The organism is Nonomuraea sp. C10 (assembly GCF_008017515.1).
Taxonomy (GTDB): Bacteria; Actinomycetota; Actinomycetes; order Streptosporangiales; family Streptosporangiaceae; genus Nonomuraea; species Nonomuraea ferruginea.
Genome location: NZ_VPFF01000001.1, coordinates 6385894 through 6401350, shown reverse-complemented (window position 1 = coordinate 6401350; position 15457 = coordinate 6385894). Strand labels below are relative to the sequence as shown.

Genomic DNA, 15457 nt, shown 5'->3' with positions numbered 1-15457 from the left:
CTTTACTTCCAGGCCTTCTTGGCCTCTGCTTCGAGCGCCTCCTGGGCGCCCTTGACGTCACTCGGGTCGCGCAGGAAGTCCTGCAGGACCTTCCACTCGCCCTTGCCGTCGGTGCCGCCGAAGGCGCTCGGCGCGAGGTCGGACATGTCGTAGCGGACCGACTCACCGGCCGTGACGATCGTCTGGCCGAGCTGCTTGGTCATCTCGTTCGGGTAGTTGTCGGGGGAGACGTTCCTGTTGGGGGACAGGTAGCCGGGCAGCTTGGCCCAGACCTCGCCGCCCTCCTTGGAGGCCAGGAACTGCAGCAGCGCCATGGCGCCGGGGGAGTCCTTCATGGCCACCGCGACGTCACCGCCGAGCACGACCGGAGCGGTGTCGCCCACCTTCGGGAACGGGAAGTACTTGGCCTCCTCGCCGACCTTGGCGCCGGACTCCTCGGCCGTGACGGCGACGAAGTCGGCCTCGATCACCATCGCGGCTTCCTTCTCGCCGTAGACCTTGGTGACGCAGGTCGGGAAGTCGGTCTGCAGCGCGCCGGAGGTGCCGCCCGCGACGAACTCCTTCTTGCCGGCGATCTGCGCGATCTTCTCCAGGGCCGTGGCGACGCTGGGGTCGGTCCAGGGGATCTCGTGCTTGGAGAGCTGGTCGTACTTCTCCGGGCCGGCCGAGGACAGGTAGACGTTCTCGAACAGGTCGGTCAGCGTCCAGCCGGAGGCGCCGCAGAACGAGAACGGCGCGGTGCCGGAGTCGGCGATCGTCTGCGAGGCGGTCACCAGCTCGTCCCACGTGGTCGGCGGCTGCACGCCGGCGTCCTCGAAGGCCTTCGACTGGTACCAGACCAGCGACTTGTGCGCCGCCTTGATCAGCACGCCGTACACCTGGCCGTCGGCGGAGCCGAGCTCCTTCCAGTATTCGGTGTAGTTGGCGTCGATCTCCTTGGTGACGTCCTCGGTGAGCGGCTTGAGCGCCTTCTGCTCGGCGTACTGCTGGACCAGGCCCGGCTGCGGCAGGATCGCCACGTCGGGCGGGCTGCCGCCCTGGATGCGCGGGCCGAGGTAGGCGCCGGTGTCCTCACCGGTGGAGGCATAGGTGACCTTGGCACCGGTCTTGTCGGAGAAGGCCTTGAGCACCTGCTCGAAGTTCTTCTGCTCCTCGCCGGTCCACTTGGCGGCGACTTCGAGCGTGACGCCTTCGAGCGTCTTGGCGCCGCCGCTCTCGCTGGCGGCGGGAGCGGACTCGGTCGGCTGGGAGGTCGTCGGGGCGTTGCCGCCGCAGGCGGTCACCGCCAGCGCCAGTCCGGCCAGGATCGCTGTTGCTCTGCCTTTACGCATGGCTTGCCTCACTGGGTTCTGATGATCTCTTCGAGTTCAGCTTTCAGCGAGGCCGCCACGTCGTTCGCGGACTCGCTGATCGGGGGGGTGAGCGCTTTGGCGACCGTGCTCGCGATCACCAGGCTGAGCTGGTTGTAGTGCGGGCTCGCCGCGCGCGGCTCGGCGGCGAGGATGCTCTCCTTGAGTACGGGCAGGTACGGAAAGCGCTCGATGAGCTCTGGGTCGTCGTAGAGCTCGGTCCACACCGGCGGGAACGACCCCTCGGTGAGGACCCGGCGCTCGTTCTCCAGGCTCGTGAAGTAACGGATGAACTCCGTCGCGGTCTGCTGGTGCTGCGAGTAGGCGCTGATGGCCAGGTTGATGCCGCCCAGCGAGCTGCTCCCCGGCCCGTCGGGGCCCGGCAGCGTGGTGACCGCGACCTTGTCGCCGAGCCTGTTCCTGGCCGGCCCGTAGGCGTGCGGCCAGTTGCGGGCGAAGGCGAGCCGGCCTTCCTGGAAGGCCAAGCGGGACTCCTCCTCCTTGTAGTTGAGCGACTCCTCGGGGATCCAGCCTTCGCGCAGGCCCTGCTGGAGGAACTCCAGCGCGGTCGTCGCGGCGGCGGGTTCGAGGGTCACCCTGGTGCCGTCGGCGCTGAGGATCTGGCCTCCCGCCGACTGCACGGCCTCGGAGAAGTTGACGGTCAGTCCCTCGTACGCGAGGAACTGTCCGGCATAACCCTCGATATCGCGCTTTTTCGTGATCTTTTGGGTCTGTTCGCGAAGTTCCGCCCACGTGCGCGGCGGCTTCTTCACCAGGTCGGTGCGGTAGTAGAGCAGCCCCGCGTTGCTCGTGTACGGGACCGCCCACAGCTTGTCCTTGTAGATCGCGGTCTTCACGACAGGCGGCAGGAACTTGTCGAGCGGGAAGGACCCGCGCTCCAAGGGGATGATCCAGCCGTTCTCCGCGAACTCCGCGGTCCACACCACGTCCAGCCCGAGCACGTCGTAACGGGTGCTGCGGGCCTGCAAGTTGGCCACCATCTGGGCGCGCTGCTCGTCGGCCGCCTCGGGCAGCTCGATGAGCGTCACCTTCTCGGCCGGGTGGGCCTGGTTCCAGCGATCCAGCAAGGGTTGAAGGTACGCCGTGGTGTCGCGCCCGGTGGCGAACGTGATCGGGCCGGTGCTTCCCGCCCGGGACTCGCCGCCACCGTCATCGCCCGTCGCCGCGCACCCTCCGGACGCCGCGAGGACGGCCAGGACGATCGCCAGACGACGGAGCACCGGTTTTTCCCTCCTTGTGCACGGGGGTTACATACGTGTTAGGTAGATGCATTCATGTTATGCACACCGGTAATCTGGTGGTCAACGGCAAGCCATGTAACGCATCCGTAACACACGGGGAGGTGAGGCGGTGCGGCTTCACCTGCTGGCGCTTCTGGCCAAGGAGCCTGCCCACGGCTACGAACTGAAACAGGACCTTGAACAGACCTTCGGAAGCGCCTACCCGTCGCCCAACATCGGGCAGATCTATGTGACGTTGGGCCGGCTGGAGAAGGACGGCCTGGTGAGAGCCGTCGACGTCGAGCAGTCCAACCGGCCGAACAAGAAGGTCTACTACCTCACGGCCAAGGGCCGCGACGTGCTCCACCTGTGGGTCGACGAGCCGACCGAGGGTCCACGGGTGCGCGACGAGTTCTTCATGAAGCTGGTGCTGGCCCCGATGACCGGCATCGCCGACCGGATGGTGCTGATCAACCGGCAGCGCCGCCACTACCTGTCGCTGATGAAGGACCTCAACGAACTGCTCGACCGCACCTCTCCGGATGACAAGATCGCCATACTGCTCATCGAAGGTGCGATGCTCCACCTTCAGGCCGATCTCGACTGGCTCGAACGTTGTCAGGAGGACCTCGCATGAGTGACGAGGCCGTGCTCAAGGCGATCAACCTGGTGAAGATCTACTCCGGCGGCGCGGTGCCGGTGCCCGCCGTGCGCGGCGTGGACCTCCAGGTCGACGCGGGGGAGTTCGTGGCCGTGATGGGCCCTTCGGGGTCCGGGAAGTCGACGCTCGTCCACATGCTCGGCGGCCTCGACTCCCGCACCAGCGGCGAGATCTGGCTCGACGGCAAGCGGGCCGACACCCTCTCCGAGAGCGCCTGGGCGCTGCTGCGCCGCAAGAAGATCGGCTTCGTCTTCCAGTTCTTCAACCTGGTCGCCAACATGACCGTGGCCGACAACGTCGAGCTGCCCGCGCTGCTGGCCGGAGCCTCGCCCAGGGAGGCCCGCGAGCGCCGCGAGGACCTCCTGGGCGCGCTGAACCTCGGCGACCGGGCCGACGCCTCGCCCGCCCAGCTCTCCGGCGGCGAGCAGCAGCGGGTCGCGCTCGCCCGCGCGCTCGCCAACCAGCCCAGCGTGCTGCTGGCCGACGAGCCCACCGGCAACCTCGACAGCCGCAACACCCGCGACGTGCTCCGCCTGCTCGGCCGGGTCCACAAGGACGGCCAGACGATCGTCATGGTCACCCACGACGCCCGCGTGGCCGCGCTCGCCGACCGGGTGGTCAGCCTGCTCGACGGCGAGATCGTGGACGACGGCCGCATCGCCAGGCCCCGCCGGCGCACCGTCGGAGAAGTGATCGACCTGCGATGAGCACCGCACGCGCGGGCAGCCGCTGGATCAGGGCGGACCTGCGGGCCAGGAAGGGCCAGGCGACGCTGACCGTGCTCGCCGTGGCCGGCATCGTGGCCGCCCTGATCACCGCGGTGACCCTCCTGGAGGACTCCACCAACCCGTGGCGCGGCCTGTTCGCCCAGACCGAAGGCGCCCACGTCTGGCTCTACACCCGCGACAACACCGCCCAGCTGGCCGGCGTGCAGGCGCTCGACGGGGTGACGGCCACCGCCGGCCCGTACCGGTCGGCCCCCGTCACCGCGCTGCAGGACGGCAAGCGCGAGCCCGCCTCACTGCGCGCGATGCCCGCAACGCCGCCCCGCGTGGCGCATCCCGCGGTCGTCGAGGGCGGCTGGCTCGACCCCGCGCAGCCCGACGGCGTGGTCGTCGAGCGCTCCTTCGCCCGCGAACTGCGGCTGCGGATCGGCGCCCCGTTCACCGTCGTCGCGCTCAGCGGCCAGCGCCACACCCTGTACGTGCGCGGCATCGCCGACTCCGCCGACCAGGGCTTCTACCCGGAGTGGACCCCCGGCCTGGGCTGGGTGCTGCCCGAGGCGCTCGACCGGATCGAGCCGATGCTGGGCCGCAGCGAGTGGGTGACCGGGCTGCGGCTGACCGACGCCGACGCCGCCCAGGTGGTCTCCCAGCGGGTCGTCGTCATGCTCGACGACCAGCTCCAGCGGCTCTACACCTGGCGCGAGATCAGGGCCGCCATGGAGCTCGACAACCGGCTGCTCGGCACCATGCTCGCGCTGTTCGGCGTGGGCGGCCTGGTGGCGGCGGCGCTCGCGCTGGCCAACGCGGCCGGCGGGCGCGTGCTGGGCCAGCTCCGCGACCTGGCCACGCTCAAGTCCATGGGCTTCACCCGCGGCCAGGTCGCGCTGCTGCTGCTCGTCGAGCACGGCGCGCTCGGCCTGATCGGCGTCGCGCTCGGCACGGTCGCCGGCTGGGCGGTCACCGCTCTGGCCGTCGGCGCCAGCTCCGTCGCGCCGATACCCGTGCTCACCATCGTCGCCGGCACCGCCCTGGCCGTGCTGGCCGCGGTCGGCGTGCCGGCCTGGCGCGGCGGGCGCACCCCGCCCATCCCGGCCGCGCCCTCCCAGCCGCCCGGCGGCCGCCTGTCCAGGCTGGCCAGGCTCGCGCTGCTGGTACGGCTGCCGCCCGCGCTCGTGCTGGGCACCAGAGACGCCTTCACCCGCCGGGTGCCCGCGTTCCTGACCGTGTTCGGGCTGGCCGTGCCGATGATGATGATCACGATCGGGCTGGGCGTGTGGGCCACGCTCGACAACTTCGCCCGCAATCCCGAGCAGGTCGGCCAGCACGCCTCGCTCTACGTGCGCCCCGGCAAGCTGGAGGCGGCCCAGGCCGCGCGGCTGGCCGGCGCCGACCGCGACGTGGCCGCCGTCTATCCCGGCACTGACGTGAACGCGCTGGCGCCCGGCGAGGGCCGGTCCGTCCGGGTGCGGGCGGTCGGCGGCTCCGCCTCCGACCGCTACCCGTTCCCGGTCGTCGAGGGCCGCATGTACGCCGAGCCCGGCGAGGCCGTGGCCGGGCAGGGGCTGCTCGACCTGCTCGGCGTGAAGATCGGCGACCGGGTGCGGCTGACCGTGGGCGGCTCGCCGCTGATCGTGCGCGTCGTCGGCCGCACCGTCGAGCCCGACCAGGACGGCGAGGTGCTGTCGGTCGGCCTCGACAGCCTGGCGGCCAAGGACTCCGTGCCGCCCGAGTATTACGCGCTCGCCCTGCACCCGGGGGCGAGCCGCGACGAGGTGGCGGCCCGGCTGCTGGCGGAGTCAGGGGAGAACCTGGAGGTGCAGGCCGCGGTCAACCCCGCCGACCGGCTGGCGATGATCCGGGTGGTGATCGTGGCGCTGACCGCCGTGCTCACCCTGATCGGGCTGGCCAACCTGCTCACCGCGAGCGCGCTCGGGCTGCGCGACCACGCCGCGGACCTGGCCGTGCTGAAGGCGATGGGGCTGACACCCCGCCAGGTGATGGCCACCCTCGTGACCGGCACCGGCCTGCTGGTGGTGCTGGGCGTCGTGGCGGGGGCCGCGGCCGGGGCCTCGGTGGCGACCGGGCTGATCGACCTGCAGGGGCACACCAGCGGGGTGGGCGCCGGGATCGGCCGCCCGCCCTCACCGGTGACGCTGGCCCTGGCGGTGCTGCTGGCCGTGGGCACCGCCCTCGCGGTGGCGCTCATCCCGGCCCGCCGCGCGGCCCGCGCCCAGGTGCCGATCACCGCCCGCTGACCTGCGAAAACGCCACCGCCCGGTGACCAGTCACCTGGTCACCGGGCGGTGATCGGTCAGCGCGACGCCTCTCGCCGCAGCGCGAACCAGTAGAAGCCGTGACCCGGCAGGGTCAGCAGGTAGGGCAGGGCGCCGATCACCGGGAAGTGCACGCCGCCGCGCGCCTCCACCGGCGTCATGCCCTCGAACCGGCGCAGGTCCAGCTCCACCGGCTGCGGGAACTTCGACAGGTTGTTCACGCAGAGCATCACGTCGTCGCCCTCCTCACGCACGTACGTGAGGACCGACGGGTTGGACGACCACATCTCCGTGTACGAGCCGGTGCCGAACACCGGGTGGTCGCGCCGGATCTGCAGCATCTTGCGGGTGAAGTGGAGCAGTGACCCCTCGCTGCGCTGCTGGGCCTCCACGTTGATGGCCTGGTAGCCGTAGATCGGGTCCATGACCACCGGCAGGTAGAGCCGGCCCGGATCGCCGGTGGAGAAGCCCGCGTTGCGGTCGGGGCTCCACTGCATCGGCGTGCGCACCGAGTCGCGGTCCTCCAGCCAGATGTTGTCGCCCATGCCGATCTCGTCGCCGTAGTACATGACGGGCGAGCCGGGAAGCGACAGCAGCAGGGCGGTGAACAGCTCGATCCGGTCGCGGTCGTTGTCGAGCAACGGCGCCAGCCGGCGACGGATGCCGAGGTAGGCCCGCATCCGCGGGTCCTTGGCGTACTCGCTGTGCATGTAGTCGCGCTCTTCCTCGGTCACCGTCTCGAGCGTCAGCTCGTCGTGGTTGCGGAGGAAGATGCCCCACTGCGCGGTGTCCGGCAGCTTCGGCGTACGGGACATGATCTCGGAGATCGGCTCCCGGGTCTCCTTCTTCACCGCCATGTAGATGCGCGGCATCAGCGGGAAGTGGAAGGCCATGTGGCACTCGTCGCCGCCGACCGTCGGGTCGCCGAAGTACTCGACGACGTCCTCCGGCCAGCCGTTGGCCTCGGCCAGCAGCACCCGGTCAGGGTAGAGGCGGTCGACCTCGGCCCGGACCTTCTTCAGGTAGGCGTGCGTCTCCGGCAGGCCGGCGCACGCGGTGCCCTCCCGCTCGAACAGGTACGGCACCGCGTCCAGCCGGAACCCGTCGATGCCCAGGTCGAGCCAGAAGCGCAGCACCTCCAGCATGGCCTCCTGCACCGCCGGGTTGTCATAGTTGAGATCCGGCTGGTGATGGAAGAACCGGTGCCAGTAGTACTGCTTGCGCACAGGGTCCCAGGTCCAGTTGGACTCCTCGGCGCCGACGAAGATGATCGGCGCGTCGGGGTAGCCCGTCGGCTCGTCCGACCAGACGTAGAAGTCGCCGTACGGGCCCTCAGGGTCGTGACGGGACGCCTGGAACCAGGGATGCCGATCAGAGGTGTGGTTCATCACCAGGTCGGTGATGATCCGCAGGCCGCGTTCGTGGGCGGCCTCCACCAGTTGGATGAAATCGGCGAGATCCCCGAAGTCCGGCAGGATCTTCATGTAGTCGGAGATGTCGTAGCCGCCGTCGCGCAGCGGCGATTCATAGAGCGGCAACAACCAGAGGCAGTCGACGCCCAGCCACTCGAGATAGTCGAGCTTCTCGACGAGGCCGCGAAGATCTCCGGTGCCGTCGCCGTTGGAGTCCTTGAACCCCCGGACGAGAACCTCGTAGAACACCGCCCGCTTGTACCAAGCCGGATCTTCCGAGATGAAGTTCTCGGCCACCGGCTCCGGTGATGGGGATGCGTTGATCATGTGTCGCTCACAGAAGGAGATGTGGGCAGGACGAAGTCACCGGGTACCCCGGCGTTCATATCTGGTGACCGCGCCGCGTGGAGTCGTCATCCCTGCGAATCCATGCCCTTGACAGGCCCGGATTTGTGATCCGGTGCCCGCTTGTGCGGCGCTTACGGGCCGAACACTACCAGCCCGTTGGCTTTCCGGAACCCGCTTGTGGTGTGCCAGCTGTAATACCCCGGAGATCCCTGCGTAACCGTGATGTTACTGGCTGTTCTTCTCGGTGTAACTAGAACGGGGCAGAGAGGTCATCCAGGTCGTTTTCGAAGTCACTCAGCCAGAGACCGAAAAGCACCAGCCCGCGCACCCAGAACCGGTCGTTCCACCCGTTGAACCGGGTCAGCGCGTCGGGCCCGTCGGCGACCAGCGCGTGCAGCTCATCCGACAGCAGGCCGGGCACCCGCGTGGCGACCACCCGCAGCATCCGGTGGGAGTAGTCGCGCGCGGGGGCGGCCGTGGAGCGCAGCGCCACCCGCCGCAGCGGCTGCTTGATCACGTTGGTCGAGGGCAGCGCCGCCACCCGCGGGTCGGCGGCGTGCAGCACCTCGCGGTAGAAGCGGCCCTTGTCCTTGCGGGCCACGCCCACCGACAGGGCCGCGTCGAAGAAGTCCGGGTGGATGAACGGCGCCGCGAACGACGCCTCAGGCCCCACCAGGTTGACCGCCGAGCGGGCGATGCCGCGCACCGTGCGGGTGTGGAGCACCGACAGCGGCAGCTCGGCCCGGTGGCCGTGGAGCATCGAGGTGGCCGCCGCGAACTGCTCGCGCACCGTCTCGTCGATCCACGCTTCGGCCGCCTCCGACAGGAACGGCTGAGAAGGCGCCCCGAGGCTGAGCGAGCCCAGCACGGCCGCCGACCGCTCGGCCTGGCTGGTGGCCTCCAGGGCGGCGCCGCTGACCATGAAGTTCTTCAGCAGCGGACCGCCCGCCAGCCCGTCGACCAGGATGCGGCCCGACGTGTGGACCTCCTTGGCGAACGGGGCGTACCACGCGTGGTGCGGCGTCAGGTATTCGAGCCTGCGCGCCACCTCCGCGGCGTCGTCCGGGTACGAGGCCGCGTCCTGGGTGATCACCCGGTGCGGGATGCCCAGCTCGCCGGTGATCGCCCTGGCGAAGGCGATGTCGGTGTCGGTGCCGTCGTCGGGGCTCGTGGTCCACGACTCCACGTCGAACCCCCGGGCCTTGGCCACGCTGCCCAGCAGCCGGGAGTCGTAACCGCCGCTGATCGGCACCAGCAGCTTGCGGCCGTCGTAGTCCTTGTAGACGTCGTGCAGCAGCTCCACGATCTCGCCCGCGCCGACCCACGTCTCGTAGGGCTCGCTGCGCAGCCAGCGCGGCAGCCTGCGCTCGGTCGACAGCCGCTCGCCGTCCCAGACCAGCGCGCTGGAGCCCGGCAGCCGCTTGATCTCCCGGTAAGGAGTCGCCTCGCCCAGCGGGAACGTCACCCGCAGGATCGACGCCCAGGCCGACCAGTCGATCTCCAGCGGCACCAGGGCCATCAAGGGCTGGATCAGGGACGAGAAGTAGACCGCCTCGCCGATCCGTACGTAATAGACGTCGACCAGCCCGAGCGCGCCGGTGTGCAGCGTGGTGCGCGGGCCGTCGCCGATCAGGCCGGGCGTCTCGTACGTCTCGGCGACCCCCATCCAGTCGGCGGCCCGTTCCGAGCGGGCGGCGGGCGGCCTGCGCTCTCCCCAGGAGAACGCGAACGCCTCGCCGGAACGCTGGTAGGGAGGCAGCGGGGCGGAGCTGAACAGCGCCGCCTCGGCCGTCTGGAGCGCGGGGCGCACGCGAGGGCCGGCGGAGGACAGTTTGCCGACGAGGGCGCTGTCGATCCGTCCGAGACCGCCGCAGACATAGGGCCGCACGATGAACTGCACCGGATCTCTTCCCTTCGAGCCGCTTCCCGCAAAAGAGTATCCTTTGCCGGGCTGAGAGACGGAGGTCCAGTTGTCCACCGAGCTGGAGAGCACGCGCAAGGCGCTGCGGGAAGCGGTCGCGCAGGCCGAGCACGCGGCCGAGCTGGCGAGGCTGCTGGACGCGGCGCAGAGCAGGCTGGCCGAGGCCGAGCGGCACGCGGAGGAGGTCAAGGCGCTCGCCGAACGGCTGGCGGGGGCCGAGGAAGACCTGGAGCGCGAGCGCGCCGCCGCCGACAAGCTCCGCAAGGAGCTGGCCGAGCAGCGCTACCAGGCGGAGGTGGCCAACTGGAAGCTCAAGTCGATCAAGGTCGCGCGCTGGAGCAGGCTCGGCGACGCGATCAAGACCGGCAAGAGCAACCCCGTCCGGCTGGCCAAGGAGCTCAAGGGCGCCACCAAGCCGGTGAAGCGGCCCATCGCCCCCAAGCGCAAGCCCGTCGTCGTCCAGCGCAAGGACGACCGGCCTGGCGCCGCCTTCCAGGCCACCACCACGACCCGCACGCTCGCCGGCGAGTCGTTCAAGCTGAGGCCGTTCCGGGTGCCGACCGGCCCCAACACCCGCCCCCACATCACCGCCGCGGTGATCGCCGAGCCGCACGCCGAGGCGCTGCTGCGCTACGAGTGGCGGCAGACCACCGGGTTCACGCCGCGCGACTTCGCCAGGGTGCTGCCGCTGGAGGTGCCCCACCTGCTCGTGGTCGAGTCCGTCGCGACCGGGCCGTGGGCCGAGGAGCTGCGGGGCGAGCCGGGCGAGGGGCTCAAGGCGCTGCTGGCCTGGTGCGCCGAGCGCGGCATCCGCACCGTGTTCTGGCACACCCACGGCGACGTGTCGGCCTACGCCGCCTCCGCCGAGCTGTTCGAGCACCGCTTCACCACCGACCTGACCGTCGGCTGGCCGCGCCTGCAGTTCGGCGTCCAGCCCCGGGTGCACAACCCGCTGCCGCTGTCCGGCGGCCGCATCGACCGGGTGCTCACCCTCGACCAGTTGCTGCCGGGTCACCTGGCCTATCCCGACGTGCTGACCTCCTACCGCTGGCCGGCCGGCGTCGACTGCCCGCCCGGCACGCCCATGTGGCGCCTGGCCGAGATCGCCGCCTGCGGCACCCCTATCGGCCCGGACCCCGACACCCGACGCGCGCACGTCGCGCTGCGGCGCGCCTACGACAGCGGCACCATGACCGAGCGGATCGACGAGCTGCTCGACAAGGTCGGGCTGCCCAGCGCCCGCGCCACCCTCGACACCTCCGTCCTGCTCGTCATCCCCGAGCCGGGGCGGACGGAGCACGCGCTGGCCCAGGTCGCCAGGCAGAGCGGGGTCGCCCAGCTCGTCGTCTTCGGCCCGCCCGAGGCGGGGGAGCGCGCCCGCGACGTGCTGCCCGACGCCGACGTGATCCACCGGCCGCTCCGTCCCGAGCTCACCGTCGGCGCGATGCTCGGGCGCGGGCTCGACCTGTGCGAGGCCGACCTGGTCGCGGTCATGGACCCGCGCGACGTCTACGGCTCCCACTACCTGTCCGACCTGCGGCGCGCCTTCCTGTTCACGACGGCCGACATCGTCGGCAAGGCCGCCTTCTACGCCCACCTGCGCAAGCCGCAGGCCACGCTGCTCAAGCAGCCGGAGGCCGAATACTCCTACCTGCCGGAGATCGCCGGCGCGACCCTGCTCGCCCGCCGCAACCCGCTGCGCGAGCTGGGCTTCGCCGACCTCACCGACGGCTGGGACGAGGTGCTCATGCGCCAGTGCCGCCAGGACGGCGTCAAGGTGTTCGCCGCCGACCGGTTCGGCTACGTCCGGGTGCGCGACGAGGACCGCTGGCTCCTCGGCGCCGCCCACCTCGTGGAGTACGGCTCCGCCGAGCCGCACGCCCTCATCTGACCATGCGCCGGCGGGGGTCCCGGTGATCGCGCGGCTGGCGGAGGTGCTCGGGGAGCCGCCGGTGCCTGACGGCACGTGGGAGCGGGAGGCGGCCTACGTCTCGCCCGCCGCGCTGCGGAGCGGGGTGCCGGCGGGGGATCTGGCCGCGCGGCTGCGGGCGCTGCCGGGCGTGACCGGGGCCGAGGCGCTGCCCGGCGGGTTCGTGCGGGTCGTGGTGGCCGTGCCGGGGGCGCTCCTGGACGACTTCGAACCTCCCGCGCTGCCGGAGCCCGCCTGGCCGGACTTCCCCCGTACGTGGGAGAACCCCGGGTTCGTGGTCCGGTACGGGCACGCGCGGGCGGCGGGCGTGCGACGGTGGGCGCGCGACCTGGGCGTCCCGGAGACCGGCTTCCGGCCCGGCCTGCTGGAGTCCCCGTACGACAGGAAAGTCCTGCGGGTGCTGGCCGAGCTGCCGGGACGGGCGGCGAGCAGGGATCCGGGCTGGGACGCCTACCAGGTGCGGCTGGCGCTGGCGTACCACGACGCGCACGAGCGCGCCCCCGCGGTGCCGATGGGAGACGCGCCGCCGCGGCCGGTGCACACCGCGCGGGTGCGGCTGGCGGCGGCGGTGGAGAGCGTGCTGGCGGGACCGGATCGCATCTAAGATATATCCGGCGAAACAGTAAAAAGACGTAAAATCTTCGCCTGTCGGCCCGTGATCGTGTCTCGATAGGTGAGCACCGGGCACGGGCAGACGGGCCGTTCCGATAGCCTCGATCGGGTGAGTCGATTCGCCCACCCAGCCGGGGACCGGCACGCCGAGCCGCCGCCCCACGAGCGCCCTCCGCTGGCGCCCGCCGACCTCAACCGGATCAACCCCGCGATCTGGCCGCGAACGGCCGGCCGGGCCGACGGCGCGCTCACGATCGGCGGGCTGGACATACGCGATCTGGCCCGCGAGTACGGCACCCCGCTGTACGTCCTCGACGAGGACGACGTGCGCTCGCGCATGCGCGACTACGTCACCGCCTTCGCCGGCTCCGACGTCCACTACGCGGGCAAGGCCTTCCTGTGCAAGGAGATGGTCCGCTGGCTGCAGGACGAGGGGCTCGGCCTCGACGTGGCCAGCGGGGGCGAGCTGGCCGTGGCGCTGAGCGTCGGCTTCCCCGCCGAGCGCATCACCCTCCACGGCAACAACAAGTCGTCGGCCGAGCTGAGGCGGGCCCTGGAGGTCGGCGTCGGCCACGTCGTGGTCGACTCCTACGAGGAGATCGCCCGGCTCGGCTACTTCGCCGCCGAGCTCGGCAAGCGGCCCAAGGTCATGATCCGGGTGACCACCGGCGTCGAGGCGCACACCCACGAGTTCATCGCCACCGCCCACGACGACCAGAAGTTCGGCCTGTCGCTGAGCTCCGGCGCCGCCGCCGAGGCCGTGCGCCGCGTCCTGGAGCTGCCGTCGCTGGAGCTGGTCGGCCTCCACTCCCACATCGGGTCCCAGATCGTCGACACGGCCGGGTTCGAGGTGGCCGCCCGCCGCCTCACCGCGCTGCTCGTGCAGATCAAGGAGGAGCACGGCGTCGTGCTCCCCGAGCTCGACCTCGGCGGCGGCTACGGCATCGCCTACGTCGAGGGCGACGAGGCGCTCGACGTCAAGACCATCGCCGACAGCCTGCGCGAGATCGTGCGCAAGGTCTGCACCGACGCCGGGCTGCCCGTGCCCCGCCTCACCGTCGAGCCCGGCCGCGCCATCGTCGGCACCGGCGGCATCACCCTGTACGAGGTCGGCACGGTCAAGGACGTCGAAGGGCTGCGCACGTACGTGAGCATCGACGGCGGCATGAGCGACAACGTCCGCACCGCACTCTACGGCGCCGAATACACCGTCGTGCTGGCCAGCCGTGAGAGCGACGCCGCGCCCATGCTGAGCCGCGTCGTCGGCAAGCACTGCGAGAGCGGCGACATGATCGTGCGCGACTGCTACCTGCCGGCCGACCTGGTGCCCGGCGACCTGGTGGCGGTCGCCGCCACCGGCGCCTACTGCCGTTCCCTGGCCAACAACTACAACTACCTGCCCAAACCTGCCGTGGTCGCCGTCTCCGACGGCCGGTCCCGGGTGATCGTGCGGGGCGAGACCGAGGACGACCTGTTGAGGGGGCAGCTGTGAAACCGTTGAAGGTGGCCCTGCTGGGCTGTGGAGTGGTCGGCTCCCAGGTCATCCGGCTCATGCACGAGCAGCACGACGACCTCGCCGCCCGCGTCGGCGCCCCGTTCGAGATCGCCGGCGTCGCCGTGCGCCGCCTGGGCCGCAAACGCGACGTGGAGGTCGGCCCCGGCCTGTTCACCACCGACGCCGAGTCGCTCGTCACCCGCGACGACGTCGACATCGTCATCGAGGTCATCGGCGGCATCGAGCCCGCCCGCTCGCTCATCACCGCCGCGCTGACCCGCGGCAAGTCCGTCGTCACCGCCAACAAGGCGCTGCTGGCCGAAGACGGCGCGAGCCTGTACGAAGCGGCCAGGGCCGGCGGCGGCGACCTCTACTTCGAGGCGAGCGTGGCCGGGGCGATCCCGCTGCTGCGGCCGCTGCGCGAGTCGCTGGCCGGTGACCGCGTCAACCGCGTGCTCGGCATCGTCAACGGCACCACCAACTACATCCTCGACAAGATGGACTCGACCGGCGCGTCCTTCACCGACGCCCTGGAGGAGGCCCAGACCCTCGGCTACGCGGAGGCCGACCCCACCGCCGACGTCGAGGGCTTCGACGCCGCGGCCAAGGCCGCCATCCTGGCGAGCCTCGCCTTCCACAGCCGGGTCACCGCCGAGCAGGTCCACCGCGAGGGCATCACCGAGATCACCGCCACCGACGTGGCCTCCGCCAAGGACATGGGCTACGTCATCAAGCTGCTGGCCATCTGCGCCCGCTCCGACGACGGCCGCTCCATCGGCGTCCGCGTCCACCCCGCCATGATCCCCAGGTCCCATCCGCTGGCCGGGGTGCGCGAGGCCTACAACGCGGTCTTCGTCGAGGCCGAGTCGGCGGGCCAGCTCATGTTCTACGGCAAGGGCGCGGGCGGCGCCCCCACGGCCTCGGCCGTGCTCGGCGACCTGGTGGCCGTCGGCCGCAACCGGCTGGCCGGCGCCCGCGGGCCGCAGGAGTCGACCTACGCGTCGCTGCGCGTGCATCCCATGGGCGAGACCGTCACCCGCTGCCACGTCGCGCTGGACGTCGCCGACAAGCCGGGTGTCCTGGCCCGGGTGGCGGAGCTGTTCGCCAAGCACGACGTGTCCATCCAGACGGTGCGCCAGGAGGGCCACGGCGACGACGCCCAGCTCGTCATCGTCACCCACCGGGCCACCGACGCGGCGCTCTCGGCGACGATGGAGGGGCTGCGCGAGCTCGACATCGTCCGGGCCGTCGCCAGCGTGATGCGCGTCGAGGGCGACGAGTAACCGCGAATCACCGTTTTCATCCCGTGATCGTGAAGAGCTGATCACGGGATGATTTCGTACACTATCCGTGATCTTCTGCGGGAAATGTAACTACGCGTAGAAGATGCTGAATGAGTGCTGTGACCAGCCTTCGGGGTTTCCGGGAAAGAACACCGGATGAGTCCGCTTGTGTAAGAAGCGGCGTAAGGTAGGCGCCGGTCGAGTTTC

General features: G+C 70.8%; 11 protein-coding genes. 7 read left to right on the top strand and 4 right to left on the bottom strand.

All coding sequences use genetic code 11. The annotated features are described in order from the left end of the window. Positions 1–2 precede the first annotated feature (2 nt). Both FR742_RS29370 and FR742_RS29365 read right to left on the bottom strand, forming a co-directional pair. A complete protein-coding gene (locus tag FR742_RS29370; protein WP_148033940.1) occupies positions 3–1331 on the bottom strand; it encodes an ABC transporter substrate-binding protein in 1329 nt (442 codons plus the stop codon). A gap of 8 nt (positions 1332–1339) precedes the next feature. Further along, positions 1340–2590, bottom strand: coding sequence for an ABC transporter substrate-binding protein (locus tag FR742_RS29365; RefSeq protein ID WP_148033939.1), 1251 nt, complete (start codon positions 2588–2590; stop codon positions 1340–1342). Between the two features lie 130 nt (positions 2591–2720). On the opposite strand from FR742_RS29365, the gene FR742_RS29360 reads away from it, so the two are divergent. The 3 genes from FR742_RS29360 to FR742_RS29350 are packed head-to-tail and all read left to right on the top strand — an operon-like array spanning position 2721 to position 6231. Continuing rightward, complete coding sequence (locus FR742_RS29360; RefSeq protein WP_148033938.1) at positions 2721–3227, top strand: PadR family transcriptional regulator; 507 nt, start codon at positions 2721–2723, stop codon at positions 3225–3227. Next, complete coding sequence (locus FR742_RS29355; RefSeq protein WP_148033937.1) at positions 3224–3958, top strand: ABC transporter ATP-binding protein; 735 nt, start codon at positions 3224–3226, stop codon at positions 3956–3958. Before FR742_RS29360 ends, FR742_RS29355 begins: the two co-directional genes overlap by 4 nt. Further along, complete coding sequence (locus FR742_RS29350; RefSeq protein ID WP_148033936.1) at positions 3955–6231, top strand: ABC transporter permease; 2277 nt, start codon at positions 3955–3957, stop codon at positions 6229–6231. The genes FR742_RS29355 and FR742_RS29350 overlap by 4 nt, the downstream gene beginning before the upstream one ends. A gap of 56 nt (positions 6232–6287) precedes the next feature. On the opposite strand, the gene treS is transcribed toward FR742_RS29350, so the two are convergent. Both treS and FR742_RS29340 read right to left on the bottom strand, forming a co-directional pair. Then, positions 6288–7988 (bottom strand): maltose alpha-D-glucosyltransferase, encoded by a 1701-nt coding sequence (gene treS, locus FR742_RS29345; RefSeq protein ID WP_148033935.1) that lies wholly within the window; start codon positions 7986–7988, stop codon positions 6288–6290. Positions 7989–8259: 271 nt separating this feature from the next. Continuing rightward, complete coding sequence (locus tag FR742_RS29340) at positions 8260–9909, bottom strand: asparagine synthetase B family protein (protein WP_148033934.1); 1650 nt, start codon at positions 9907–9909, stop codon at positions 8260–8262. A gap of 70 nt (positions 9910–9979) precedes the next feature. Here FR742_RS29340 and FR742_RS29335 point away from each other — a divergent pair, with 70 nt between their 5' ends. From FR742_RS29335 to FR742_RS29320, 4 genes are all read left to right on the top strand, one after another. After that, a complete protein-coding gene (locus FR742_RS29335) occupies positions 9980–11821 on the top strand; it encodes a hypothetical protein (protein ID WP_187281351.1) in 1842 nt (613 codons plus the stop codon). Between the two features lie 22 nt (positions 11822–11843). Next, positions 11844–12464 carry an anticodon-binding protein gene (locus FR742_RS29330; RefSeq protein WP_148033933.1) on the top strand — a complete coding sequence of 207 codons (621 nt, stop codon included), beginning with the start codon at positions 11844–11846 and terminating at the stop codon, positions 12462–12464. 117 nt (positions 12465–12581) lie between these two features. Then, on the top strand, positions 12582–13964 hold the full coding sequence (gene lysA / locus FR742_RS29325; RefSeq protein WP_148033932.1) for a diaminopimelate decarboxylase: 1383 nt from the start codon (positions 12582–12584) through the stop codon (positions 13962–13964). After that, on the top strand, positions 13961–15250 hold the full coding sequence (locus FR742_RS29320) for a homoserine dehydrogenase (protein ID WP_261808807.1): 1290 nt from the start codon (positions 13961–13963) through the stop codon (positions 15248–15250). Before lysA ends, FR742_RS29320 begins: the two co-directional genes overlap by 4 nt. Positions 15251–15457: the final 207 nt, after the last annotated feature.